The following is a 24,973-nucleotide window of genomic DNA, read 5'->3' as shown; positions in this document are numbered from 1 at the left end:
CCCGTGCAGGCACCGGCCGGCCAGCCAGCAGCTAGTCGATGATGTGGTAGCCACCGTCGACATAGAGCACCTGCCCCGTTATCAGCCGGGCGGCGTCATGCGCCAGAAAGGCCGTCGCAACGCCGACATCGTCGATATCGACGAGTTCGCGCGACGGCGACTTGACCTTCGTCTTTTCGAGCAGCGCGTCGAATTCCGGGATACCGGAAGCGGCGCGCGTCGCAAGCGCTCCCGGCGAGATCGCGTGGACGCGGATGCCCTTGGGGCCGAGTTCGGCTGCCAGATAGCGGACCGCACTTTCAAGCGCCGCCTTGGCAACACCCATGATGTTATAGTTTTCCACCACCACCTGTGAGCCGTGATAGGTCATGGTGAAAAGCGTGCCGCCATTCTTCATCAGCGGCTCGGCGAGATGCGCCATGCGGATGAAGGACCAGCAGGAAATGTCCATGGTCTTGAGGAACCCTTCGCGGGGCACGTCAACCACGCGGCCGCCGAGCGTATCCTTCGGCGAAAAGGCGATCGAGTGCACGAGGAAATCGAGCTCCCCCCAGGTAGTTTCGATCTCCTCGAACACGGCTTCCATCTGGCCCGGAACGGCCACGTCGAGCGGCAGGAACAGCGGCGCTTCGATTTCACGCGCCAACGGCTCCACATGGGGCCTTGCCTTGTCGTTCAGATAGGTGACTGCGACTTCCGCCCCGAAGGCGCGAAAGGCGCGGGCGCAGCCCCAGGCGATCGACCGATCGTTGGCAATGCCGACGATGAGGCCTTTACGGCCATCCAGAAGTTTGGCCTTGGCGACAGGAATGGACATGGATTGTCTCCGATGGATCAGGCTGCACGAGTTCGAAGGAGCGCCAGCGTGTGGCGCGCGATCATCAGTTCCTCGTCGGTTGGAATGACGTAGAGCGCGACGCGGCTTGAAGGCGTGGAAATCAGCGTGGCACCCGCCGCGTTCGCGGCCGGATCGAGTTCGGCGCCGAGCCAGGCGAGGTTCTCCGCGATCCGGGCGCGGATTTGAGCGGAGTTCTCGCCGACGCCCGCCGTGAAGACGAAAGCGTCGATACCGCCGAGCGCGGCTGCAAGCATCCCGGCGTTGAGCCCGCAGCGATAGAGGAAATGATCGATAGCGAGTTTGGCATGTGGATCCTCGCTTGCAAGAAGATCACGCATGTCGTTCGACACGCCGGAGAGCCCCTTGAGTCCCGCTTCATGATAGAGCAGATCCGAAACGGCTTGCGCGCTCATGCCGCGCTGGAGGATCAGATAGAGCACGACGCCCGGATCGAGCTGGCCTGGCCGCGTTCCCATAGGCAAGCCGTCGAGCGCGGTGAAACCCATGGTGCTCTCGATACTGTGGCCGTTGTAGAGGGCACACATCGAGGCGCCACTGCCAAGATGCGCAACGATGACACGGCCAAGCGCCACCTCCGGCGCCACCTCCCGCAGGCGCTCCGAGATGTATTCGTAGGAGAGGCCGTGAAAGCCGTAGCGTCGAACGCCTTCGTCATAGAAGCTGCGCGGCATGGCGTAGCAGTTTACCTCTTCCGGGTGGCCGTGATGGAAGGCGGTATCGAAACAGGCGACCTGCGGCACGTCCGGATTGATCGCCATGGCCTGCCGGATCGGCGCGAGGTTGTTGGGCTGGTGCAACGGCGCGAGATCCTGGTAGCTCGCCAGACGATCCAGCACAGTCGCGTCGATGAGCACCGGCTCGGCATAGTCGGGCCCGCCATGTACCACCCGGTGACCGACCGCACGCAAGGTGAAGCCCTGAAGGCTCAACAGCCAGTCCCGCGCCGCGGCGATCGCCGCCGGCAGGTCGCCGACGACGTCGGGTTCATAGTTTCGATCGACGAGCACGGTCCCGTCGGCCGCCTTCGCCTGCAGGCGCGGCCGCGTTCCGATGCCGCCGATCTGCCCCTTCACCCGGCGCTCGAGACCGGCTTCCGTGATCCCGAAAACCTGAAACTTCAGGCTGGACGATCCTGCATTGACGACGAGAAGCGCATCCATGGCTACACCGCCGCAACTTGGGCGGCGCGTCGCCTTGCCGCATAGAGCGAAGCCACGGCACAGGAAGCAAGGCGCGTGCGCACGGAGTCCGCCCGCGAGGTCAGCACGATCGGCACGCGGGCGCCAAGGACGATGCCGGCGGCGTCGGCATGGGACAGGAAGGTGAGATTCTTCGCCAGCATATTGCCGGCCTCAAGATCGGGCACCACCAGGATCTGCGCCCGGCCAGCAACCGGGGACTTGATGCCCTTGATATGTGCTGCCTCCGGGTCGATCGCATTGTCGAAGGCAAGTGGGCCCTCGAGCAGGCCGCCGGTGATCTGGCCACGCTCCGCCATTTTACACAGCGCCGCCGCCTCGATCGTTGACGGTATCTTCGTCGTCACGGTCTCGACAGCCGAAAGAATGGCGACGCGCGGCTCGCCAAGACCGATTGTAACCCAGAGGTCGATGGCGTTCTGCACGATGTCGCGCTTGGCCTCGAGGTCCGGGAAGATGTTGATGGCGGCATCGGTTATGAACAGCGTCTCGGCATGCCCCGGCACATCCATGATGAAGACGTGGCTGATCCTTCGATCGGTCCGAAGACCCGTTGCGGAGGCTGCGACTTCCCGCATCAGTTCGTCCGTATGCAGACTTCCCTTCATCAGCAGTTCGCCGCGCCCCTCGCGGATCATGGCCACCGCTTTTGCCGCCGCCGCATGGCTGTGCGGCACGTCGACGATCTCGTAGCTACCGAGGTCGAGCCGGTGTTCGGCAGCGACACTGCGGATCTTCGCTTCCGGGCCGACGAGCACGGGCTTGATCAGTCCCGTCTCGGCCGCCTCAAGTGCGCCACGCAGCGAGGTTTCGTCGCAAGGGTGCGCGACGATGGTGACCGCCGGCGTTTCGTCTCGCGCGGTGGCAATCAGGAGATCGTATTTGGACTGCTCAAGCGGCAGTGCGGTTTCCTCGGACATGTCGAAGCTCCTTCTCGATCAGGATGCGGCACGATTGCGGACGACCTTGCCAGCGTTGATCGCCACCGGAGGCTCGCTGTCCAGCCGGAACAGCGTCGCCACCCGTTGCAGCCGCTCGGCCGCAAGACCTGTCAGCGCGCCGGAGGCATCTAGGACCTCGCGAAGAGCGGCGAAGGCGGCGCGACGCTCCTCGATCGCTTCCGGCAGCAGCTTGGGAAGCGCCGCAAGGGCAGCATCCTCGTCGATCAGCAACATGAAGTACTGCTCGCGCATCACCGCCTTGAAATCGGCTAGTGTCAGTTGCTTCGCCGAGGGATGGGCACGCCGAAGCCTGCGAACTGCCTCGAGCCCGCGCTCGTCGGCGCCGCCACGCGCCATGCCGACGAAAATCAACGCCCGCGCAAGGCCTTCACACGTAGCGCCTTCTGCAAATCTCGTCCTGAGCTCGGCAATCCGCGCCTCGACGAGCGCTTGATGAAGCAGGCTCTTCTCAGCCTTGCGCGGCGGCTGGTTCGAATTCGTGTCGATGCCGAGTGCGGCCTGGAGTGTCGGAGCGCCGTAGATGGCGTGAAAGCTCTGTTCCGATAGATACTCGGCCGTCCGCCGCCAGGTGTCGAGGCCGTCCACGATCTGCTGCGACAGGGCCTCCTGCCAGGCGATGAACGGGTTGCTTGCATCCGCAGGCTCGCGGTTCTCGCGCACATGGTCCGCAAGCGCCGACATCCAGGGCATGAAGGGGTTGTCCTGCCCGAACAGTGCATATTGCAGCCGCAGCGGATGCATGTTCCGCATCGCCTCCGCCACGGGCGGCGTTGCCGCCGCCTTGACCAGCGGCTGCAGATAGGTGCGATAGAGCGCCAGATTGACTTCCGACAGTTTTGCCGCGGCTGCGAAACGACGCTCATCCTCGATATCGTTGCCGCCAAGCGCACGGATGTCCTCCAGCGTCCGCGCCTCGCAACGCATCAGCCATTCACCAGAGAGAAGTTCGCGTCCCTCGTTCACATCGGCTGCCGGCGTCAGCACGGCCTCATACAGGCCGGGCGGCAACACGTCGATCAGGTCGATGTTGGACGCGAATTCGTCATGCTCCTTCCGCGCGACCCCGGCGGACACGAAGATGCCGAGATGTCCGACGGTCTCGTGGACGGTGTAGACGATCGTCTGGCCGTAGGCGCGGATCTCGTCGACGCTGTCGTAAAGATCGAGGATCCAGTCGAGCGCCTGCTGCGGCGGGGTGATGTTATCCCCTTTCGAGCAGAAGACAACGATCGGCGAACGGATGTTGCGCAGATCGATCGCCGTGCCATCGGACGTCCGGATTTCGCCAGCCGCAAGCTTGTTGCCAACGAACAGCTCATCGACGATGAACTGCATTTCCTCGGCATTCAGCGTCACATGCCCGCCCCACCAGCGTTCGAAGCCGAGGTAGCGGGCGGCCTCCGTGTCGATCTTCGAATAGAGATTGTATTGTTTGGTCCAAAGCGTGTTGGCCGGGTTCTGGTTCTCGAAATTCTGAACCAGCCAGGCGCCGTCGAAGACGCCGGCGCCGAGATCGCCGGTCAGCGCCGCCAGCCAGCTACCGCCGAGGAGCCCGCCGGAATAGCGCATCGGGTTTTGCCCTTTGACGCCGGCCCAGTAGGAAAGCGGCGCGCCGGCAATGATGATGGGGCCAAAGAGTTCCGGCCTGAGTGCAGCAACGATCATCACGGCCCAGCCCGCCTGGCAATTGCCGATCACGCAGGGCTTGCCGTCAGCATCCGGATGGCGAGCGATGACGGTTTCGAGGAATACGGCTTCTGCAAGAGCAATATCCTCAATCGTCTGCCCGGGAACCGGATCAGGAAGGAAGCCGATGAAATAGCAGGGATGGCCGGCCTTCATCGCCACGCCGATCTCGCTGTCTGCCTTGAAACCACCGATGCCGGGCCCGTGACCCGCACGGGGATCGACAACGACGAAGGGGCGCTTCGACGGGACGGCCACGACACCTTCGGGAGGAACGATGCTCACCAGCGCATAGTTCACCGGTCGAGCGAGCGTGCGTCCGTCGCGGACAAGCCGAGCCTCGAACTCCAGCACGTTCGGAGCGGTCTGCGTCCGGTGCTCCTCATATTGCGCACCGCGCTGCCGCATCACGTCAAGAAAAAGGACCGAGCGCTGCCAGGCATCGAGCGAATAGGAATAGGCATCGGCGAATGTCGGTATTGTCGGGATGGTGGAATGCTTGGGCATAGTGTCCACTCCTCGGTGCGATTGAAGGCCGGCCCCGCTGCTTGAAGCCAATAGAACAATACAATTCGTCTCGCATTGACTTTAGTCAAAGATACGGGTGGCAGAGCTGCGGTATGAACTCGACATAGGTGACCCAAGAACGTCTGCTCAGGTCGCAGGAGCATAACAGTGGAGTGTTATGGCGATTTGTCGGCATAGCGAACCGTCGCCTTGGACCCCGTGGAAGGAGCATACGTTGGCCAGTTTTCAGCGTTCCTTCGCAGTGCAGCATCATACAGAAATGGGTGCCACGCAAGACGACCCTTGAAATTCTGGACGCAGCTTGCCAATTGGGGCGCAAAGAACAAGGAGTTGCCAAAGCGATGAGCGAAACCGAAATGTCCGTAGAGAAACATGTCTTCGAAGCCGATGTGGCGCGACTGCTCCATTTGATGGTGCATTCGGTCTACTCCGACAAGAACGTCTTCCTCCGCGAACTGATTTCGAACGCCGCGGACGCCTGCGAGAAGCTGCGCTATGAAGCGATCGTCTCGCCTGAGCTTCTTGCCGGAGACCCGACCCCACGCATCACGCTGACGCTCGATGAAGAAAACAGCCGTCTCGTCGTCGACGACAACGGCATCGGCATGAGCCGTGATGAACTGGTCGAAGCGCTCGGCACGATCGCCCGCTCGGGCACGCGTGCCTTCATGGAGCGCATCGAGGCCGCCCAGGGCAAAGAAGGCGCACAGCTTATCGGTCAGTTCGGCGTCGGCTTCTACTCCGCCTTCATGGTCGCCAACAAGGTCGACGTCGTATCGCGCCGCGCAGGCTCCGAACACGCCTGGCTGTGGTCCTCCGACGGCAAGGGCAGCTACACCGTTGCTGCCGCCGAACTTGCGGACGCTCCGGCGCGCGGTACGCGCATCACGCTCCATCTGATGGAGGATGCTAAGACCTACACGTCGCGCTGGACGGTCGAGCGCATCGTCAAGGATCAGTCCGGCCATGTGCCGGTGCCGATCTCGGTCGTCGAGAAGCCCGGGGCCGAGCCGGTTTCCGTCGGCGACGGCACGGCCCTCTGGACCAAGCAGAAGAGCGAGATCAGCAAGGAAGATTACGCCGACTTCTATCGTGGCGTCGCAGGGCAGTATGACGATCCGGCCCTGACCGTGCATTTCCGCGCCGAAGGCCGTCACGAATATACCGCACTTGCCTTCGTGCCCGGCTCGAAGCCCTTCGACCTCTTCGACCCGGACCGCAAGGGCCGGATGAAGCTCTACGTCAAACGCGTCTTCATCACCGACGAGGCGGAATTGCTGCCGCGCTATCTGCGCTTCGTGCGCGGCCTCGTCGATACGTCCGACCTGCCCTTGAACGTCTCGCGTGAGATGATCCAGGAAAGCCCGCTGCTGGCAAGCATCCGCAAGGGCGTGACCAACCGCGTGCTGACGGCGATCGAGAAGCTGGCGGAAAACGAACCGGAGAGCTTCGCCAAGGTCTGGGAGAACTTCGGCAGCGTGCTGAAGGAGGGCATCTACGAGGACTACGAGCGCCGCGAACAGCTGATTGCTCTGTCACGCTTCCGTACCACCACCTCGGACGAGGGCCAGCGCAGCCTGGCCGACTACGTCAAGGACATGAAGGAAGGCCAGTCGGCGATCTATTATCTGACGGGCGACAATCTCGGCCAGCTCAAGGCCTCGCCGCAGCTCGAAGGTTTCCGCGCCCGCGGTATCGAAGTTCTGCTTTTGACCGATCCGGTCGATAGCTTCTGGGTAACGTCCGCTCCGGACTTCGACGGCAAGCCGCTGAAGTCGATCACCCAAGGGGCTGCCGATCTCAGCAATATCGCCAAGCCCGAGGGCGACAAGGAAGAGGCGCCGCAGGCCAGCCAGTTGGTCATCGATTTCGTTGCCTTCGCCAAAGAGACGCTGGGCTCAGCGGTCTCCGATGTCCGCACTTCCGACCGCCTGACGGAAAGCGCCGTCTGCCTGGTCGCGCCGGAGCACGGTCCGGATCGACAGCTTGAAAAGATGCTGCAAGGCGCCGGCCGTCTCGACGATGCGGCCAAGCCGATCCTCGAAGTTAATCCGAACCACGCACTGATCGCCGCGATGGCCGCCAGCCCCGCCGGCGATACAGCGTTCCGAACGGATGCCGTTCAGCTGCTGCTCGACCAGGCGCGCGTGCTCGATGGCGACAAGCCGCAGGATCCGCGCGCCTTTGCCGAACGGCTGTCGCGCGTCTTCAACCGCGCACTCAAGGCCTAACGGAAAAGCCCCGGAAATCTCCAGGATTTCCGGGGCTTTTTGCTATTTTCTCAGGTGGTGTCTTAACAAGTGCCTTCGGGGCCTCACCTTGCGTTAGCCTGCCTTCGGGACCTGCATCCCGATCTCGGCGAGTACCTCGTCGGTGTGCTCTCCAAGCCGCGGTACGCCGCGGTCCAGCGCAAGCTCGGCAGCTGAAAAGCGGATCGGCGTCCGCACACCCGGCGAGGTACCGGCGGCAGCGCCCGAATGCGGCGTATTCACCCGCATCTTCCGATGCTCGATCTGCGGATCGGCAAAGACGTCGGCGACGGTGTTGATCGGCCCGCCGGGCACGCCGGCATCTTCCAGCAACGTCAACAGAGTGTCGCGCTCGATCTTCACGGTTTCGGCTGCCAGTTCGGGCGTCAGCGTATCGCGGTTCTGCACGCGCAGCGCGTTGGTCAGATAACGTTCGTCGGTCGCGAGATCGGCGCGGTCGAGCAACGTGCAGAACTTCACGAACTGCCGGTCATTGCCGACCGCAACGATCAGGTGGCCGTCGGAGGTCGGGAAGACCTGATAGGGCGCTATGTTCGGGTGGGCATTGCCGAGCCGGCGCGGCGCTTTGCCGGAGACCAGGAAGTTCAGCGCCTGGTTGGCGAGAACGCCAGTCATGCAGTCGAGCAGCGCCATGTCGATCTGCTGTCCCTCGCCGGTGCGCTCGCGCTGGGCAAGCGCCGCCTGGACGGCAATTACACCGTAGAGACCGGTGAAGATATCGGCGAAGGCAACGCCGATCTTCTGCGGCTCGCGATCGGGCTCACCGGTCAGGTCCATGATGCCACTCATGCCCTGGACGATATAATCGTAGCCGGCGCGATGGGCATAGGGACCGTCCTGGCCGAAGCCCGTGACCGAGCAATAGATCAGCCGCGGATTGATCTTCTTCAGGCTCTCGTAGTCGAGACCATATTTGACGAGCCCGCCGACCTTGAAGTTTTCGAGCAGGACGTCCGACTGGGCGGCAAGGCGGCGCACGGCCTCCTGCCCCTCCTCCGTGGTGAAATCGAGCACCACGGAGCGCTTGCCGCGGTTGCAGGCGTGGAAGTAGGCGGCATCGAGCTTCTCGCCATCTTCGCCCGCGACGAAGGGCGGGCCCCAGGTGCGGGTGTCGTCGCCGGCCGGGCTTTCCACCTTAATGACGTCGGCACCAAGATCGGCCAGCGTCTGGCCGATCCAGGGGCCCGCGAGAATGCGGGCCAGTTCCAGGACACGAATGCCCTTCAGCGGCGCTTCCATGATCGTGCCGCTCAGAAGAAGGCCTGGAGGCCGGTCTGGGCGCGGCCGAGGATCAGCGCATGGACGTCATGCGTGCCCTCGTAGGTGTTGACGGTCTCGAGGTTCACCATGTGGCGCATGACCTGGTACTCCTCGGAGATGCCGTTGCCGCCGTGCATGTCGCGGGCCATGCGGGCGATATCGAGCGCCTTGCCGCAATTGTTGCGCTTGACGATGGAGATCATTTCCGGGGCCATGCGGCCCTCGTCCATCAGGCGGCCGACACGCAGCGAGCCCTGCAGGCCGAGCGTGATCTCCGTCTGCATGTCGGCAAGCTTCTTCTGGAAGAGCTGCGTCTGTGCGAGCGGACGGTTGAACTGCTTGCGGTCGAGGCCATACTGGCGCGCGGCATGCCAGCAGAATTCAGCGGCACCGAGCGCACCCCAGGAAATGCCGTAGCGGGCGCGGTTGAGGCAGCCAAACGGACCCTTGAGGCCTTCCACATTCGGCAGCAGCGCCTCTTCGCCGACCTCGACATTGTCCATGACGATTTCGCCGGTAATCGAGGCGCGCAGCGACAGCTTGCCGGCGATCTTCGGAGCGGAAAGGCCCTTCATGCCCTTTTCGAGCACGAAGCCGCGGATAGCGCCGCCATGAGCTTCCGACTTCGCCCAGACGACGAAGACATCGGCGAGCGGCGCGTTGGAAATCCACATCTTCGAGCCGACGAGGCGGTAGCCGCTCTCGGTCTTGATTGCGCGGGTCTTCATACCGGCCGGATCGGAGCCGGCGTCCGGCTCGGTCAGGCCGAAGCAGCCGATCCACTCGCCGCTGATGAGCTTCGGGAGATACTTCTGCTTCTGCTCTTCAGAGCCGTAGGCATAGATAGGATAGATCACCAGCGAAGACTGCACGCTCATCATCGAGCGGTAGCCGCTGTCGACGCGCTCGACTTCGCGCGCGACAAGGCCGTAGGCGACGTAAGAAGCGCCGACGCCGCCATAGGTATCGGAGACGGTCACACCGAGCAGGCCGAGCTCGCCCATCTCGCGGAAGATCTCCGGATCGGTCGATTCTTCGCGATAGGCGTCGATGACGCGTGGCTGCAGCCGGTCTTGCGCATAGGCCCGCGCTGTGTCGCGGATCATACGTTCGTCCTCGGTCAACTGATCTTCGAGGAGGAACGGATCATCCCATTGAAATTGCGTCTTGCCGGCCATGTTTCTCTCCCATCGGATTATTCGGCTCATGTTATCGCAAGGGGTGCATGCCGTTTCAAACGAAATTGAGGCACCGCCTCATGCGTTCAGGGAATGGCCCTGCGTGCGACGCCGGGGCACCCCGTGTTGCAAAATCGCTGAAATATGACGACAAGAACTCAAGTCCTTCGGGCCACCAGTCCCCACCGTGGAGCGAATGGCCAGTGCAACGCCAGAGATCAAAAGCAAGCCACGACCATGGCCAACGACCGCCTCGAACGCTTCGCCCACAATCTCGACTGGAATCTGCTGCGCACTTTCGTCGTGCTGGTCGAGGAAGGCAGCATCACGGCCGCTGCAAACCGCCTGCTCCTGCAGCAGCCGGCTGTCAGCATGGCGCTGAAACGGCTGGAACAAACGGTCGGCCAGAAGCTCATCGACAGGCGTCCCGGGCGCTTCAACCTGACGGATGCCGGCGCCCGCCTGCATGCCCAATGCCGCGATATCTTCGCGGCCGTCATCCGGCTGCCGAACGTTCTGGAGATCGCCGGCGAGGAAGTCACCGGCCACCTCAACATCCACTCCGTCAGCCACGCCCACAACCCTGCCTGGGACCGCAAGCTCGAAAGTTTCTTCCGTCTGCACCCCAAGGTGACGCTATCGGTCACTGTCGCGACGACGGTCGACGTTCTAAGCGCCGTCGAGCGCAACGTCGCGACCATCGGCCTTAGCGACGGCAACATACCCGACTGGCTCAACAAACGCTTCCATGTACGCGAACGTTACGCGCTCTACTGCGGCCGCGATCATCCGCTGTTCGGCGTTCAAGGCGTCGACTTCAACGATCTCAGGGGCAATCCCTATATCGCCTTCATCGCCGACGTGCTTGGCGGGCAGCATATGAACTCGGTGACGGCGGTGCGTGCCGTCGGATCCTTCGGCCAGCAGGTCCGCGCCGTCTCCTGCAATGTCGAAGAGGTCATGCGGCTGATCGCCTCCAATGTCGGCATCGGCATGCTGCCCGACCACCTGGCGGCGCCAGCCGTTGCAGAGGGCCAGCTCTGGCAGTTGCCGCCCTACACCGACCTGCCGACGACTGATGTCTTTCGCATTTCCAACCCGAACGCGATCCTCAATCCGGCGGAGGCTGCTTTTCTTTCCCATGTCGCCGATACCGAGCCCCTCGACCACTGTCTCGACGAGATATGACCATCATCAGAATTGATAGCCACCTTTCCGGTTATAAATTTGAACGCGGTTGGCAGCTTGCCTATGGTCCCGCCAACAACCAATGGAGGCGGGACATGCGAGACTACGATGTGGCAATCATTGGCGGCGGGATCGCCGGCCTGTCACTCGCCTATTTCCTGGCACCACATCGCTCCGTCGTGGTGATCGAGCGGGAGGAAGGGCTCGGCTATCACAGCACCGGCCGCTCGGCTGCAGAATTCGTGCTGCGCTACAACACGCCGGAAGTCTGTGCGCTCGCGGCGATCTCCAAGTCCTTCTTCGACAAACCGCCTGAGGGGTTTTCCGAAGTGGCGCTGCTCAAGCAGCGCGGCGGCGTCATGATCGCCAACGCCGAGAAGACTGATCGCTTCGAAGAGGTCTTCGCCGAGGAAAGTCGCGCCAATGCCGAGATCCAAAGGCTGACCATCGACGAAGTTATCGCACGGGTGCCTGTTCTCCGGGGGGATTACGTTGCCGCGGCCTATCACGATCCGCATTTCTGGGACATCGAAGTCGAGAACCTCATGCAGGGGTACGTCAGAGGCGCCCGCCGGCATGGCGCCGCGATCGTCGAACGCTCGGACGTGCTGGCGCCGCGTCGAGACGGCGATCGCTGGGTGCTCACGACAAGTGCCGGCGATGTCAGCGCAAAGACGATCGTCAACGCCGCCGGCGGTTGGGCCGATCCGGTTGCGGACCTGTTCGGCGTCGCCCCCGTCGGTATCGTGCCGCATCGCCGCACGGCGATCACCGTTGATCTTCCCGAAGGCATCGATGCGCTCACCTTGCCGGAGATCAACGAGATCGATGAAGACTTCTACATGAAGCCCGAGGGTGGGCGGCTGCTCGCCTCGCCGGCCGACGCTACCCCTTGCGAGCCGGCCGACGTCCAGCCCGAAGAAATCGACGTCGCCTGGGCGGCGCACTACATCGAAGAGGCAACGACCGTACCGGTTCGCCGCATCTTCAAGAGCTGGGCCGGCATGCGCAGCTTCTCGTCCGACAAGTTGCCGGTCATCGGCTTTGCCCGCGACCGACCGGATTTCTTCTGGCTCGCCGGCCAGGGCGGCTACGGCATCCTGACCTCACCGGCGCTCGGCGCACTCGCCGCGAACCTCGTCGTCGGCACCTCGCCCCCGGAAGGCTTTGACGCGGTCGGTCTCGACCCATCGAAGTTCAGCCCGGCGCGTCTGGAGCAATAACGAGGCCGTTCCTCGCCGCGTCACGTCGTTCAAAGTCGATTGCTGGCCGACCTCGACCGTCGGCCGGATCACTTACGCGCTAGGCTGAAGGAAAAATGGCTGCCGCGGTGATAGTCGAGCGCGTAGACCACCGGCAAGCCGGCCGCATTGAAACAGGTCTCGCGGATCAGCAGTGCCGGCCCGAAATCGCGCAGGTCGTTGCGCTCCACCACATCATCTGGAAGCATGACGGCGGAGACGATCGCGGCCGACATCCTGGGCCTGCTCCTGTGCTGATCCAGCAGATCGAGCAGTGAACCTGTCCAATCGACATCATAAAGGCGCAACGGGATGATGCTGCGCGGGATGAAGTCGACGCAATAGAGGATCGGCTCGTCCTTGTGCAGCCGCAGCCGTTCGAGACGGATCACCCGCTCGCCCGGCTGGAGCCGCAACTGCTCAGCCGTGGTGGCGTCGGGTGCTTCCTCCGCCACCGAAAGAACCTTGTTGGCCGTGGCGTAGCCATAGTGCCGGGCCATGTCCGTGACGCTTTCGAAGACGGTGATCGGCCGATCGACCTGCACGGCGGACATCGCCGAGACGAACCGCCCCCGGCCGTGCTCGACATAGATGATGCTGTCCTGCTCAAGCAGTTTCAGCGCTTCGCGCAGCGCCGGACGCGAGATCTTGAAGCGCTGCGTCAACTGCGCCTCGGTCGGCAGTTTGTCGCCGGGATTGAGCCCTTCGTCGCGAATCAGATCTGCGATGCGGTCGCGGAGCTGAATGACCAGTGTGCGCGTATCACGAAGGGGTTCGTCCAATTCCTCTCACTCCGTTGAACAATCACAAGGATGTTCTTGTCTGACAAATTCTGGAAGGTCAAGTGCGCCTCCGGCCGACCGGATTTTCGCTGCTACTCGGCGTGCATCGCGAGGTGCAGCGGTGCTGGCGAGATATCTCTCTTGACACCGCTTCGCATTGTTGTCAGTTGTCTTACAACATTAAGGAGAACGGCGGACGCCATGACCGCCGACCGAGGCAATCACCGGGAAAGCGTGCCATGCTGAACTTCGACGAACAGAGATTTCTTCGCATCCAGTTGGGCGCTGGCGCACTGCGCCAGCAACTGGACACCACCATCGCGGCTTGTCTCGCCGCCGGCGCGGAGAACATCTTTTTCACGGGAACGGGAGGCGCCGCCATACTGATGCAGCCGGCAGCCCAGCTTCTTCAGCGCCAGTCCCGCTTTCCCACCTTTATCGACCTGCCGGCAGAGCTCGTCCTTTCCGGATCGGCAAACCTGAATTCTAGGTCCATCGTGGTCATTCCCTCCCTCTCCGGCACCACGAAGGAAAGCGTGGCGCTGCTCGAGAAGGCAAAAGCGGTTGGCGCGACGGTATTGACGCTAGTCGGGCATCGGGACACGCCACTCGGCCAAGGCGGCGACCATGTCTTCGTTAATTTCGCCGAGGACGACACTTCCTGCGAGTCCTTCTATCTGCAATCGCTGTTCACCGCGCTTTCGATCATGCGCCACCGCGGGGAACTCGAAAATTACGAGCGGATTGTGGGCGAGCTCGAAACCCTACCGCAGGCGCTGTTGGAGGTGAAGCGAAGCTTCGAACCCCGGGCAGAGGATTTCGCGAAGGTTCTTGCCGGCTCCAACTATCATATTATCACCGGCGCCGGGAATGTGTGGCCGGAAGCCTTCTACTATGGCATGTGCATTCTGGAGGAGATGCAGTGGATCCGCACCCGTCCGGTGCATGCCTCCGACTTCTTCCATGGAACGCTCGAACTGGTGGAACAGGACGTCAGCGTCATCCTGTTCAAGGGCGAAGATGCGATGCGTCCGCTCGCTGAGCGCGTTCAGAACTTCGTGCCTAGCTACACAAGCAAGCTCACCGTGCTCGACACGGCGGAGTTTACCCTCCCCGGCCTTTCTCCCGACGTGCGCGGTCTCGTCTCGCCGATCGTGCTTGCAACAGTGCTCGAGCGCATCAGTGCCCACCTGGAGGTGATGCGCAATCACCCGCTGACGACGCGGCGCTACTACAAGCGCGTTGCCTACTGAGCATTCGAGACGTAATCGTTCGCCCCACGGTCGCGGATGCGAAAACGCGTTCGCGGCCTTTCCATGCGGCCGCCAGGAGACGCTATGACCACTTTCCGCCTTGCTGCCGTCGGCGACAATTGCATCGACCGTTTCCAGGCGCCGATCGGGGAAACCTATGTCGGTGGTAACGCGATCAATGTTGCGGTGCAGTTGGCGCTTCTCGGACACCAATCTTTCTACTTCGGCGCCGTCGGTCGTGACCGCGACGGCGCACAGGTGCGGCAGCTTCTCGAGCAGAACGGCGTGCGGCTTGACGGCCTCAAGGAGCGCGACGTCAACACCGCCTATACCGACATCGGCATCACGCCGGATGGCGACCGTGTCTTCCTCTATGAGGATTTCGGCGCCTGTGCCGGTTACCGACCCGACGCGGACAACCTCGCTCTCCTGAAGACCATGGATCACGTGCATATCGGCTGGCTCGACGACGGCGGCGCGCTGCGCCGGGCACTTGCAGCCGCGGGTGTCAGCGTCTCGCAGGATGTCTCCGTCAACGCCGCCCCCTCCGACCTCGGCGTGGAGGGCCTCAACATCGCATTCGGGTCCGGCGGCGACGGCGATCAGGACGCAGAGCGATTGGCTGATGGCTTCCTCTCTCGCGGAGCTAAGCTGGCCGTCGTCACGCGAGGCGCCCTCGGCTCGCTCGCAAGCGACGGAACCGAACTGGTATCGACCGGCAGCCATCCTGTGGATGTCGTCGACACCACCGGCGCGGGCGACAGCTTTATCGCCGGGTTCATTCTGGCTCATCTCGAAGGCCGCCCGCTGATCGAGCGACTGGAGGCCGGGCGCGACCTCGCTGCGCGCACCTGCACCCATGTCGGCGGGTTTCCGCAACAGCCGCACACTCTGTAACAAGACGAGCCCGCCTCACCCGACCCAGTTCAACAACGGGCCGGGTAAATGGCGGGCGCCTTCAGGCTTTCCACCCCAAGGAATTTGGGTGCGCACCGTACTCAGCGGACATCGAAGCGCCCGAAGCGGGCCTCGACACGAGACTGCAGGAACTCAAGACCGATCGACAGGATCCAGTAGATCATCGAGGCGGTGATCAGCATCTCGATGTGCCGGAACTCGGTTTGCCCTTGAGTGCGGGCGAGATACATGATCTCCCAGACCCCGACGACGGAGACGAGCGAAGAGTCCTTCAGCATGGCGATGAACTGGTTGCCGGTCGGCGGGACGATGACGCGCATCGCCTGCGGCATGATCACCAGCGCCATCGTCTGGCTCGGGCTGAGGCCGAGTGCGGTCGCGCCTTCCGTCTGGCCGCGGGGAATGCTCTCGATGCCGGCCCGGAAGATCTCGGTCATATAGGCTCCATAGCAGAGCGACAGCGCCAGGATGCCCGCCGGCACCGCACCGATGACGTAGCCGACCTGCGGCAGGCCGAGATAGATGATGTAGATCTGCATCAACAAGGGCAGACCGCGGAAGAGCGAGGTGTAGAAGGTCGCGAGACCGTAGATCACGCCGTTCTTCGACAGCTTCGCAATTGCCCCGACCAGCGCGATGAGGGTGGCGATCGCGATCGAGATCACCGAGATATAGAGCGTCGTGACGACGCCCTGAGAGACCAGGTAGCCGATCTTCTTGGCGATGAAGGCGAAGGACAGATCGAACGAGTAGAAAAACAGCATCAGCAGGACGAACAGTTCGACCCAGACGCCGATCACCTGTCCGCTACGCGGCAACTGCCGCAAAGCCTTCCAGTTCGCTACCGCGATCAGCGCGACCATCGAGGCGCTGACCAACCGGCCGAGCGCTGGATTGGCTTCCAGCCACCCTGCCGAAGTCGGCAGCAGATGCCCGATCCAGGCGGGGCTGATGCCGAGCCCGTAGATCGCCAGCGTGACTAGCGCCAGCATGAGAAACATGCCGGACCGTCGCGCGACATCCGGATAAGTCAGTATCAGACGACCAATCATCTCAAAATCTCCGGCGTTCAGGCCGCGCGCTCGCGCCACCAGTCCTGTGCCTGCAGTTTCCAGTAGGTGAGTTGAGCAACCGCCAGCCCGGCATAGCCGCCGGCCCAGACCAGACCGAATGGCCGGAAGAGCTTGTAGCGGTCGGATTGTCCAAGAATGCCTTCGGCCACCAGCTTGCCGCCGATCGCCGTGGTGTTGAGCCCGTGGCCGCCAAAGGCGGTGCAATGCCAGACACCCGGCCGCATCTCACCGATCTGGGGCATCAGGTGGCGTGCATAGGACATCAGCCCAGACCAGGCGAGTTCGGTCTTCAGTTCCTTGAGTTGCGGATAGGTGCCCGTCATCTCGCGGCGCAATTCGGTAGCAAGGGCCGCCGGCGAAGCTGCACGCGTGGTGATCCGCCCACCCCAAAGCAGACGTTTGCCTCCATCCACCAGCCGGTAATAGTCCCCGGCGCGGCGGTTGTCGCCGATCGCGTCGCGGGTGACGATGGCAGAACGGATCAGGTCTGGCGCCTCTTCGCTCAGCATCACATAGGTGGCGATCGGCAGGAACGCACGCCGCAGCCGACCGTTGAGCGCGCCGGTGTAGCCACCGGTCGTCAAGACGACCCGGCGGGCCTTGACGCGACCGCGGGCGGTCGACACCGTCTTTTCGGCCCCGTCGAGTGTGCTCGCCGTTGCCGCCGAGCCTTCGTAGATCCGCCCACCCAGCCGTTCGATCTCTTCTGCCACCGCACGAAGGTAGTTGAGCGGGTGCATGTGGAAGGCCTTGGGGTCGCGCAGCCCCTGGAAATAGCGCTTCGACTTCAACACCGCGCGAATATGCTCGGTGTCGAAGTATTCCAATTCGTATCCGTAGTTTTGACGCATCGCGTCGGCATGTGCCTTCATGCTGCCGTCGTCGTCATAGCGCAGCACGCTGGTGATGCCGGGCTGCGCATGCGCGCTCTCGATCTTCAGCGCCGCGATCGTATCGCGAACAAAATCCACGCCTTCGATCGACAGGCGGTGGATCTGCCGCGCCCCTTCGGCACCGGCCATTCGGGCAATATTCTCGCCACCGGTCGCAAAACCGGGGCTGACGAAGCCTCCATTTCGACCGGAAGCCCCGAAGCCGATACTCTCGGCCTCGAGCACGACCACCGACTGCCCGGCGCGTGCAAGCTGAAGCGCCGTTGTCAGACCAGCAAGCCCACCGCCGACAACGACCGTGTCACATTCGATGGTTTCCGAAAGCACTGGTCTGACCTTCCGGTCGACCATCGTATTTTTGTAGTAGGTGTCGGGATAGGACATGTTCTCTCGCTCTGCGGACAGCGATTAAGGGTTGCGGGGCGGCACGAACTGCCGCCGCGCAGACTTGTCCAATTCACTCGGCGCTATAGTCCTTGCCGTACCATTTGGTGGTAAAGCTCGCGAGCGTGCCGTCCTTCTTCATCTCCGCGATGAGGTCGCCGATCTTCTTCGTCCACTCGGGGTCGGTCTTTTCTGCGATAACGACGAGCGGCTCCTTGAACGCGTACTCGCCGTCAAGGACCTTGAGCGGATAACCGTTCTTGATGGCGTTGAGCGCTGTCTGTTCCGGCGCGATGACCGCATCAAGGCGCACGCCATTGCCGAGGCGCAGGTCGTCGAAGGGGAGCATGGAATCGGCGAAGGTGCGGATCTCGCCCGGGTCCAGCTTGTATTCGATCGGCGGAAGCCCCGGCGCGTCGATTTCCAACTGCCGGCGAATGAAATCTTCCGATGTCGTGGCCGTTTCAACGCCGACGACCTTGCCGTTCAGGTCGGTGACAGACTTCGCCTCGCTATCCTTGTGCAGCACATAGACATAGGGGCTGTAGTAATAGATGCCGGCGAAGTCGATGACCTGGGCGCGCGCCTTGGTGGGGGTGACGGAGCCGACGCCGACGTCATAACGTCCTTGCCAGCGGCCGCCGGTCAAGGTCGCCCAGTCCGGCGTCTCGAAGCTGACCTCGACGCCAAGGCGCTTGCCGATCTCGCGGGAGACATCGATGTCAAAGCCGACCAGTTGGTTGCTGTCGTCGAGATAGCTCTGCGGCGGCCACCCGCTATTGGTGGCGACCACCATGGCCTTCTTGCTCATGACACGGTCGAGCGTCTCGCCTGCCTGCGCGGCGGTGGCAAGCGCCAGCGCGGCAGCGCCGACGGCGAGCTGTAGAACCAGTTTCCTCACGCATTCCTCCTGTTTGAACGTCAGCAATGGGTTCCCGTTATGTAAGATGTCTGACAACATAAGTTAGAAAAGATCGATAAAGACGAGTCAAGGGCGGAAGCGCATCCGCTCCATGAAACGAAGTGATGGGACCATGTGTCTTCGTGATGAATGAGCCAACGAAGCGCGCTCCGGCACAGAGGCGCCGTCATACCGGCAAGAGGCAGCAGGGTATCCCGTCTCCGACTTCGGACAAGTACAGGACAAAGCGGCAATTCGGCGCGCGAACTCAAAAGCGCAGTTCCCGGATCGACCCCGGGCCTATCGTGGGTCGCAGCATCCTGAGGCTGATTTAGAGAGTAGCGTTGAACCCATGAACCTCGCCACACCGATTGAAGCCATCGGCGAAACCTGACAGGAATACCTCCGGGAGGACGGTTCATGTATTATGCGATCTTGGCTTATCACACGGCAGGCGTGGTAGAATCCTGGAGTGAGGAGGAGGATGCGGCCTTGATGTCCGAGCTGCTCCAGGTTCATGATCGCTTCGTTCAGCAGAAATCATTCGGACCGGCCGCACGGCTCGGCCCCGTCGAAGGTGCGGTGACACTGAGGGGCAAGGGCGAAGGCATCGTCACAGACGGCCCTTTCGCGGAAACCAAGGAACAGCTTCTCGGCCTCTATGTCGTGGACTTCCCGACGATCGAGGCGGCCATCGCAGCGGCACGCGACCTGCGACGCAGCAATCCAACGGCGATCTACGAGATCCGACCGATCGCGCTCTATGTTCCGGGGGCAACCTTGGAGCCTGGACCGTAGAGCCAGGAATCGCCCGGCGTTACTGTGCTAGGACGCGATCAGGCGACCGCCCTCGATCCAGCCGAATCTCAAGCTGCAATCTTGCGGGAGGTGGCCAATCGGGCACCCGCCGGGGCGATGTCGTTCACTTTTGATTAACCCAGCCCGCGCGGGTGTGAACTGTAACAGAACTTACAACAAACTGACATTTCGCTTTCATGAAGCGCCGATATGGCAGGTGTCATACCGATGACCGGTCTCCCCGAAAGAGGACCTGCTAGAAATGTTTCAGTTGAAGAGTGTAACCCGCCAGTTCGGCAAGAAGACAGCCGTAAGTTCGGTTACCTTCGACATCCCGCAGGGTCAGATGGTCGGCGTGATTGGCCGCTCGGGCGCCGGCAAGTCGACGCTCTTGCGCATGATCAATCGCCTCGTCGACCTGTCTTCAGGCTCGATCGTCTATGACGGCGCGGAGGTTTCGTCGCTTCGCGGTGCTGCACTGCGCAACTGGCAGCGCGACTGCGCCATGATCTTTCAGCAGTTCAACCTGGTACCGCGCCTCGACGTGCTCACCAACGTTCTGCTCGGTCGCCTCAATCACCGCTCGACGGTGCTCAGCATCCTCAACATGTTCACCCGCGAAGAACGGATCATGGCGATCGGCGCGCTTGAGCGCCTCGGCATCGAACAGACCGCACTTCAGCCGGCAGGCACTCTCTCCGGCGGCCAGCAGCAGCGCGTGGCGATCGCCCGCGCGCTGATGCAGCAGCCGAAGGTTCTGCTCGCCGACGAGCCGATCGCCTCGCTCGACCCGCTGAACGCCAAAATCGTCATGGACGCACTGCGCGACATCAACGAACGCGACGGCATCACGGTCATCACCAATCTCCACACCCTCGATACCGCGCGCAACTATTGCGAACGCATCATCGGCATGGCGCATGGCCGCGTCGTCTTCGACGGCCAGCCCAAGGATCTGACGGCGGCAGCGGTTGCCGAGATCTACGGCGCCGACACGGGCATCGAGGAATCGATGACCTCCACCAGCATCAACATTCCGGCGGCCGAACCGCAGGAAGAAACGGCATCTGCCGGCCTCAAGCCGCTGGCACTGGCCGGCATCTGACGCCCGCCAGGATCGAAAGCCCGCGTCAAGGGCACCTCTTTGAAACCGAATAGGATCCGGCCAAGCCGGACACACGGGAGAACCTTATGCTCAAGAAAGCTCTTCTGGGCGCCGTCGCGCTCCTCGCCCTCGTCGGCCACGCTCAGGCTAAAGACCTCAAGGAATTCCGCATCGGCATTCTCGGCGGCGAAAACGAAGCCGACCGCCTGCGCAACTTCCAGTGCCTCGTCGACAAGCTGCCGGCTGCCATCGGCGTCGAGAAGGTCTCGCTGTTCCCGGCCGCCGACTATGACGGCGTTATCCAGGGCCTGCTCGGTGGCACGCTCGACTACGCCGAGCTCGGCGCTTCCGGCTATGCCAAGATCTACCTCGCCAAGGCTGACGCCGTCGAGCCGATCCTGACGACCGTTCAGACCGACGGTTCGACCGGCTACCACTCGATCATGGTTGCCCGCAAGGATTCCGGCATCACCAAGCTCGAAGACCTGAAGGGCAAGAAGCTCGGCTTCGCCGATCCGGACTCGACCTCGGGCTACCTCGTCCCGCTCGTCACCCTGCCGGAAGCGATCGGCGCGCCGGTCAAGGAATTCTTCGGTGAAACCGGCTTCGGCGGCGGTCACGAAAACCTCGTTCTCGAAGTTGTCAAGGGCACCTTCGATGCCGGCACGACCTTCGGCTCGGGCGTCGGCGAATTCAAGGACGGCTACACCTCGGGCAACCTGAAGAAGATGGTCGACAAGGGCATCCTCGACATGAACGATCTCGTAGAGCTCTGGAAGTCGCCGCTGATCCCGAACGGCCCGATCGTCGTGCGCACCTCGATGAACGACGACATGAAGGCGAAGTTCAAGCAGTTCATGGTCGACCTGCCGAAGACCGACGCTGCCTGCTTCTCCGCCATCCAGGGCGGTGATTTCACCGGCTACACCGAAGTCAACTCCGATTTCTACAAGCCGATCATCGACGCCCGCAAGGCAACGATCGGCGGCTGATAGACCGCATCTTCCGAGAACGCTGGCCGCCCAAACGGCCAGCGTTTCACTTTGAAGGGGTGCTCGACACCAGCCCTTCAACCATACCCTACCGCTTTGTTTTCACGCATTTCCTACGGAAAGCCGCTCCGTGCTTTTCCTTGAAATGCCATAGAGGCCGGCGCAAGCCGGAACGGTCATGGCAACTTCCCTGCTCCCGCGGATTCTGAGCGACAACGGCGCCGTCATCGAGCGCCATTGGCAGGAACTGAGTTCCCGCCGCCGGCTTTACTCCTGGCTCGGCTTCGGCATCCTCTTCCTGGCGCTCTCAGGCTCGCTCTGGTTCGCCAACGATTCCAACGCCGGCAAGTTCTTCGATCGCCTGCCGCATTTCTTCGACTTCGTCGGCGATCTCGCACCGCGTGACGGGCTGGAAATCTTCCGTGCCATGTTCGACCTGCCCTCGCCCTATGACGACGGCAGCTTCAAATACAACTACCCGGACGGCCGGCTGTACCTGACCGACAGCTTCTATATCCCCGAATACGTGCACAAGATGCTGGAGACCGTGAACATCGCGATCTTCTCGACGATCATCGGCACGGCACTCGGTTTCGTGCTCTGCTTCTTCGCCGCGCGCAACCTGATGCCCAATCCGTGGATCCGCGGTACCGTTCGCCGGATCATGGAGATCCTGCGCGCCTTTCCGGAAGTGGTGATTGCCGGCTTCTTCCTTGCCATCCTCTCGCTCGGCCCCATTCCCGCGATCGCCGCGGTCTCGATCCACACGGTCGGTGCGCTCGGCAAGCTCTTCTACGAAGTGGTCGAAAACGCCGACATGAAACCGGATGAGGGCCTGCGTGCCGCGGGCGGCAACTGGATCGAGCGCGTCTGGTTCGGCATGGTGCCGCAGGTGCTGCCCAACTTCACCAGCTACTTCCTGCTGCGCCTCGAAATCAACGTGCGCGCCTCGACCATCATCGGCGCCGTTGGTGGCGGTGGCATCGGCGAGCTGCTGCGCCTTTCGATCGGCCAGGGCCACCAGGCGAAAACGCTTGCGATCGTCATCCTGCTGTTTGCGACCATTTTCGCCGTCGACCAGTTTTCCGCCTGGCTTCGCCGTCGCCTCGTTGGCGAACAGGCCTTCCAGCTTGCCCAGTAGGTGCGCGCTATGACCACGACCACACGACTGAGCCCGATGGAGATGGACGCGATCGCGGCCCGCCATCCCGAGCTCCTGAAATCCTCGACCTTCAAGCGTGTACGCACGGCAACGATCGCCGGCGGCATTGTCGTCTATCTCATCTTCAGCTGGTGGTTCTTCTCGATCGGTCAGGTGCTTGGCAACGCCAACTGGGGTATCGCCGGCACTTATCTCGCCGACTGGGTCTCCTACGAGGTGAGGCCCGAGATCCATATCGCCTCCGACCGGACAATGAGCCTCAACTATCAGCGCAATTCGCCGCTCGGGCCCAATCCCGATCCGGATTGGGTGGAACTCGACAAGGAGACGGTGACGCGCCGCGTGGAAATTCCGGCGTCGACGACGCAGGCGGCAAAGCCGAAGGCAAGCTCGTCCTTCAGCTTCATGACGCCCGGTTCAGCACTCGGCGGCACCACCACGGCCGAAGCTCAGAACCGCGTCGAAACCCGCACGGAAGAAGTCCTGACACGAGTCGTCGTGACCTATGACCGCTCAACCAGGATCGAGATCGACGACAGCCTGGTCAAGGCGACGCATGGCGGCGAGACCCTGGTGATGGCCGTCGATGGCGCCGACAGGGTGATGCCGCAGGGCACGCTGCCCACCTGGGCGACGCAGAAGCGTCCAGGCGAGAAGATCGTGCTTGCATTCGGCGCCACCGGCTGGGCGGAAGTCGAAGGCGACGAGGTCTCCGTCCGCAACCGCTTCTTCGGCTGGGCGAACTTCCTCTTCGACACCAACTCGCCCTTCTTCGGCAAGAGCTATGGCGAGGTCGCCTCGCTCATCATATCCGGCGAGCGCATCGATCCATCCCGCTCGAACCTCTCGCTTGCCTGGAACAACATCCTCTATAACGCCGAGTGGCAGCATCTGGATGTCTGGACGAAGCTGCTGCAGACCGTCGTCATGGCCTTCGTCGGCACACTCTTTGCATCGCTGATCGCCTTCCCGCTCTGCTTCCTCGCGGCCCGCAACATCACACCAAGCTTCATGACCAATCAGTTGGTCAAGCGCTTCTTCGACTTCCTGCGGTCGGTCGATATGTTCATCTGGGCGCTGTTTTTTACCCGCGCCTTCGGCCCCGGACCGCTTGCCGGTATCTCGGCGATCTTCTTCACCGACACCGGCACGCTCGGGAAGCTCTATTCAGAGGCGCTGGAAAACATCGACGACAAGCAGCGCGAAGGCGTCAAGTCGGTGGGTGCTGCGCCGCTTGCCGTACAGCGCTTCGGCGTGCTGCCGCAGGTGTTGCCGGTCTTTGCCAGCCAGGCGCTTTACTTCTGGGAATCGAACACCCGATCGGCGACGATCATCGGTGCTGTCGGCGCGGGCGGTATCGGTCTCAAGCTCTGGGAAGCAATGCGCACCAATTCCGATTGGGAAAATGTCGCCTATATGGTGCTTCTGATCTTGCTGGTTGTCTTTATTTTCGACAGCATCTCGAACGCGTGCCGTTCACGCCTGATGGGTCGCAGGGCACATTGACGACAGCCAAGCATTTGCGCCTCCACCATCATGATGTTGTCATGGAAATCGGCTAGCTGCGCATCGCATCCCGCAAACAATCGACCCGCCTCCCCGGCGGGCCGGTCGCTACAAGAAAGTGAAGACCGTGCGTTATGCAATCTACTTCGCGCCGCCGGCGGACGACCGGCTGTCGCAGACCGCGTCCCGTTGGCTTGGCCGTGACGCCTTTACCGGCCAAGATCTTGCTCTTCCGACGATCGCCGGGATCGACGAAGCGACGCAACGCACACTGACAGCAGACCCGCGACGCTACGGTTTTCACGGAACGCTGAAGGCTCCCTTCGAGCTTGCCGAGGGCCGCGACGAAGACGAACTCCTCAGCATCTTCGAATGCTTCGCCGCTGACCTCGATCCCTTCGAAATCCCTGAAATTGTCCTGCACCAGCTCGGTCCGTTCTTCGCCCTGGTACCGTCCGCTCTCTCTGCCGAACTGCAGGATCTGGCCGAAGATGCCGTTCACCGCTTCGACCCGTTCCGCGCGCCGCTGTCGGAGGCGGACTTCGCCCGGCGCAAGCCGGAGAGCCTCCCGGAACGCCAGAGGCGCTACCTGAGGGAATGGGGCTATCCCTATGTATTCGAAGAATTTCAGTTCCATCTGACTTTGACCGGTCCGGTGCCCACCGAAACCAGCGGCGTCATGCGATCGGCGCTCGAATCCACCTTTGCCGAACATATCGGCAAACCGCTTCACGTGACGTCAGTCGCGCTCTTCGTCGAACCGGAGCGCGGCGCCCCCTTTACTGTCCGCTCCCTGCTGCCGCTCGGCAGCGACACCCAACGAAAGATTGCATGA

The 24,973-nt window shown here is 62.4% G+C and carries 21 protein-coding genes; 11 read left to right on the top strand and 10 right to left on the bottom strand.

The genetic code is table 11. From position 1 onward, the window contains the following. Positions 1-31: 31 nt before the first annotated feature. From fabI to BLU35_RS09475, 4 genes are read right to left on the bottom strand one after another with little or no spacing between them, the layout of a single operon-like run. Positions 32-817, bottom strand: coding sequence for an enoyl-ACP reductase FabI (gene fabI / locus BLU35_RS09490; protein WP_093232908.1), 786 nt, complete (start codon positions 815-817; stop codon positions 32-34). Positions 818-834: 17 nt separating this feature from the next. After that, positions 835-2,019: an acetate/propionate family kinase gene (locus tag BLU35_RS09485; protein ID WP_093232907.1), complete on the bottom strand. Its 1,185-nt coding sequence runs from the start codon at positions 2,017-2,019 to the stop codon at positions 835-837. A 2-nt stretch (positions 2,020-2,021) separates the two neighbouring features. Continuing rightward, positions 2,022-2,978: a phosphate acetyltransferase gene (locus tag BLU35_RS09480; RefSeq protein ID WP_093232906.1), complete on the bottom strand. Its 957-nt coding sequence runs from the start codon at positions 2,976-2,978 to the stop codon at positions 2,022-2,024. 18 nt (positions 2,979-2,996) lie between these two features. Next, a complete protein-coding gene (locus BLU35_RS09475; protein ID WP_093232905.1) occupies positions 2,997-5,213 on the bottom strand; it encodes a DUF3141 domain-containing protein in 2,217 nt (738 codons plus the stop codon). Positions 5,214-5,575: 362 nt separating this feature from the next. On the opposite strand from BLU35_RS09475, the gene htpG reads away from it, so the two are divergent. Then, positions 5,576-7,465 carry a molecular chaperone HtpG gene (htpG, locus tag BLU35_RS09470; protein ID WP_093232904.1) on the top strand — a complete coding sequence of 630 codons (1,890 nt, stop codon included), beginning with the start codon at positions 5,576-5,578 and terminating at the stop codon, positions 7,463-7,465. A 93-nt stretch (positions 7,466-7,558) separates the two neighbouring features. Here the strand turns inward: htpG and BLU35_RS09465 are convergent, their stop codons facing one another. Both BLU35_RS09465 and BLU35_RS09460 read right to left on the bottom strand, forming a co-directional pair. After that, entirely contained in the window at positions 7,559-8,743 is a 1,185-nt protein-coding gene (locus BLU35_RS09465; protein WP_093232903.1) for a CaiB/BaiF CoA transferase family protein, read from the bottom strand. A gap of 11 nt (positions 8,744-8,754) precedes the next feature. Beyond that, complete coding sequence (locus BLU35_RS09460; RefSeq protein ID WP_058324966.1) at positions 8,755-9,942, bottom strand: acyl-CoA dehydrogenase; 1,188 nt, start codon at positions 9,940-9,942, stop codon at positions 8,755-8,757. A 237-nt stretch (positions 9,943-10,179) separates the two neighbouring features. On the opposite strand from BLU35_RS09460, the gene BLU35_RS09455 reads away from it, so the two are divergent. Beyond that, complete coding sequence (locus BLU35_RS09455) at positions 10,180-11,130, top strand: LysR family transcriptional regulator (protein ID WP_093232902.1); 951 nt, start codon at positions 10,180-10,182, stop codon at positions 11,128-11,130. A gap of 95 nt (positions 11,131-11,225) precedes the next feature. Continuing rightward, positions 11,226-12,353: an NAD(P)/FAD-dependent oxidoreductase gene (locus tag BLU35_RS09450; RefSeq protein WP_093232942.1), complete on the top strand. Its 1,128-nt coding sequence runs from the start codon at positions 11,226-11,228 to the stop codon at positions 12,351-12,353. 68 nt (positions 12,354-12,421) lie between these two features. Here the strand turns inward: BLU35_RS09450 and BLU35_RS09445 are convergent, their stop codons facing one another. Next, positions 12,422-13,153 carry a GntR family transcriptional regulator gene (locus BLU35_RS09445; protein WP_057249142.1) on the bottom strand — a complete coding sequence of 244 codons (732 nt, stop codon included), beginning with the start codon at positions 13,151-13,153 and terminating at the stop codon, positions 12,422-12,424. A gap of 239 nt (positions 13,154-13,392) precedes the next feature. Here BLU35_RS09445 and BLU35_RS09440 point away from each other — a divergent pair, with 239 nt between their 5' ends. After that, the gene (locus tag BLU35_RS09440) at positions 13,393-14,406 is read left to right on the top strand and encodes an SIS domain-containing protein (RefSeq protein ID WP_093232901.1); all 1,014 of its coding nucleotides are present in this window, start codon (positions 13,393-13,395) and stop codon (positions 14,404-14,406) included. 84 nt (positions 14,407-14,490) lie between these two features. Then, positions 14,491-15,303, top strand: coding sequence for a PfkB family carbohydrate kinase (locus BLU35_RS09435; RefSeq protein WP_093232900.1), 813 nt, complete (start codon positions 14,491-14,493; stop codon positions 15,301-15,303). 101 nt (positions 15,304-15,404) lie between these two features. Here the strand turns inward: BLU35_RS09435 and BLU35_RS09430 are convergent, their stop codons facing one another. The 3 genes from BLU35_RS09430 to BLU35_RS09420 form a co-directional block, all read right to left on the bottom strand. After that, a complete protein-coding gene (locus tag BLU35_RS09430) occupies positions 15,405-16,376 on the bottom strand; it encodes an amino acid ABC transporter permease (RefSeq protein ID WP_093232941.1) in 972 nt (323 codons plus the stop codon). 17 nt (positions 16,377-16,393) lie between these two features. Next, entirely contained in the window at positions 16,394-17,674 is a 1,281-nt protein-coding gene (locus tag BLU35_RS09425; protein ID WP_093232899.1) for an NAD(P)/FAD-dependent oxidoreductase, read from the bottom strand. A gap of 73 nt (positions 17,675-17,747) precedes the next feature. After that, entirely contained in the window at positions 17,748-18,575 is an 828-nt protein-coding gene (locus tag BLU35_RS09420; RefSeq protein WP_093232898.1) for a transporter substrate-binding domain-containing protein, read from the bottom strand. A gap of 420 nt (positions 18,576-18,995) precedes the next feature. On the opposite strand from BLU35_RS09420, the gene BLU35_RS09415 reads away from it, so the two are divergent. From BLU35_RS09415 to BLU35_RS09390, 6 genes are all read left to right on the top strand, one after another. Then, positions 18,996-19,373, top strand: coding sequence for a YciI family protein (locus BLU35_RS09415; RefSeq protein WP_093232897.1), 378 nt, complete (start codon positions 18,996-18,998; stop codon positions 19,371-19,373). A gap of 262 nt (positions 19,374-19,635) precedes the next feature. Continuing rightward, positions 19,636-20,478: a phosphonate ABC transporter ATP-binding protein gene (gene phnC / locus BLU35_RS09410; protein ID WP_057249148.1), complete on the top strand. Its 843-nt coding sequence runs from the start codon at positions 19,636-19,638 to the stop codon at positions 20,476-20,478. A gap of 86 nt (positions 20,479-20,564) precedes the next feature. Next, a complete protein-coding gene (gene phnD, locus BLU35_RS09405; RefSeq protein WP_093232896.1) occupies positions 20,565-21,470 on the top strand; it encodes a phosphonate ABC transporter substrate-binding protein in 906 nt (301 codons plus the stop codon). Positions 21,471-21,648: 178 nt separating this feature from the next. After that, positions 21,649-22,611, top strand: a complete 963-nt coding sequence (gene phnE / locus BLU35_RS09400) for a phosphonate ABC transporter, permease protein PhnE (protein WP_093232895.1) — start codon at positions 21,649-21,651, stop codon at positions 22,609-22,611. A 9-nt stretch (positions 22,612-22,620) separates the two neighbouring features. Next, positions 22,621-24,138 (top strand): phosphonate ABC transporter, permease protein PhnE, encoded by a 1,518-nt coding sequence (gene phnE / locus BLU35_RS09395; RefSeq protein ID WP_093232894.1) that lies wholly within the window; start codon positions 22,621-22,623, stop codon positions 24,136-24,138. Between the two features lie 127 nt (positions 24,139-24,265). Further along, positions 24,266-24,973, top strand: a complete 708-nt coding sequence (locus BLU35_RS09390) for a DUF1045 domain-containing protein (protein ID WP_093232893.1) — start codon at positions 24,266-24,268, stop codon at positions 24,971-24,973.

Origin of the sequence: Sinorhizobium sp. NFACC03, assembly GCF_900103435.1 — a bacterium.
Taxonomy (GTDB): Bacteria; Pseudomonadota; Alphaproteobacteria; order Rhizobiales; family Rhizobiaceae; genus Ensifer.
The sequence above is the reverse complement of the archived record's forward strand: the minus strand, read 5'-3'. Positions and strand labels throughout refer to the sequence as shown.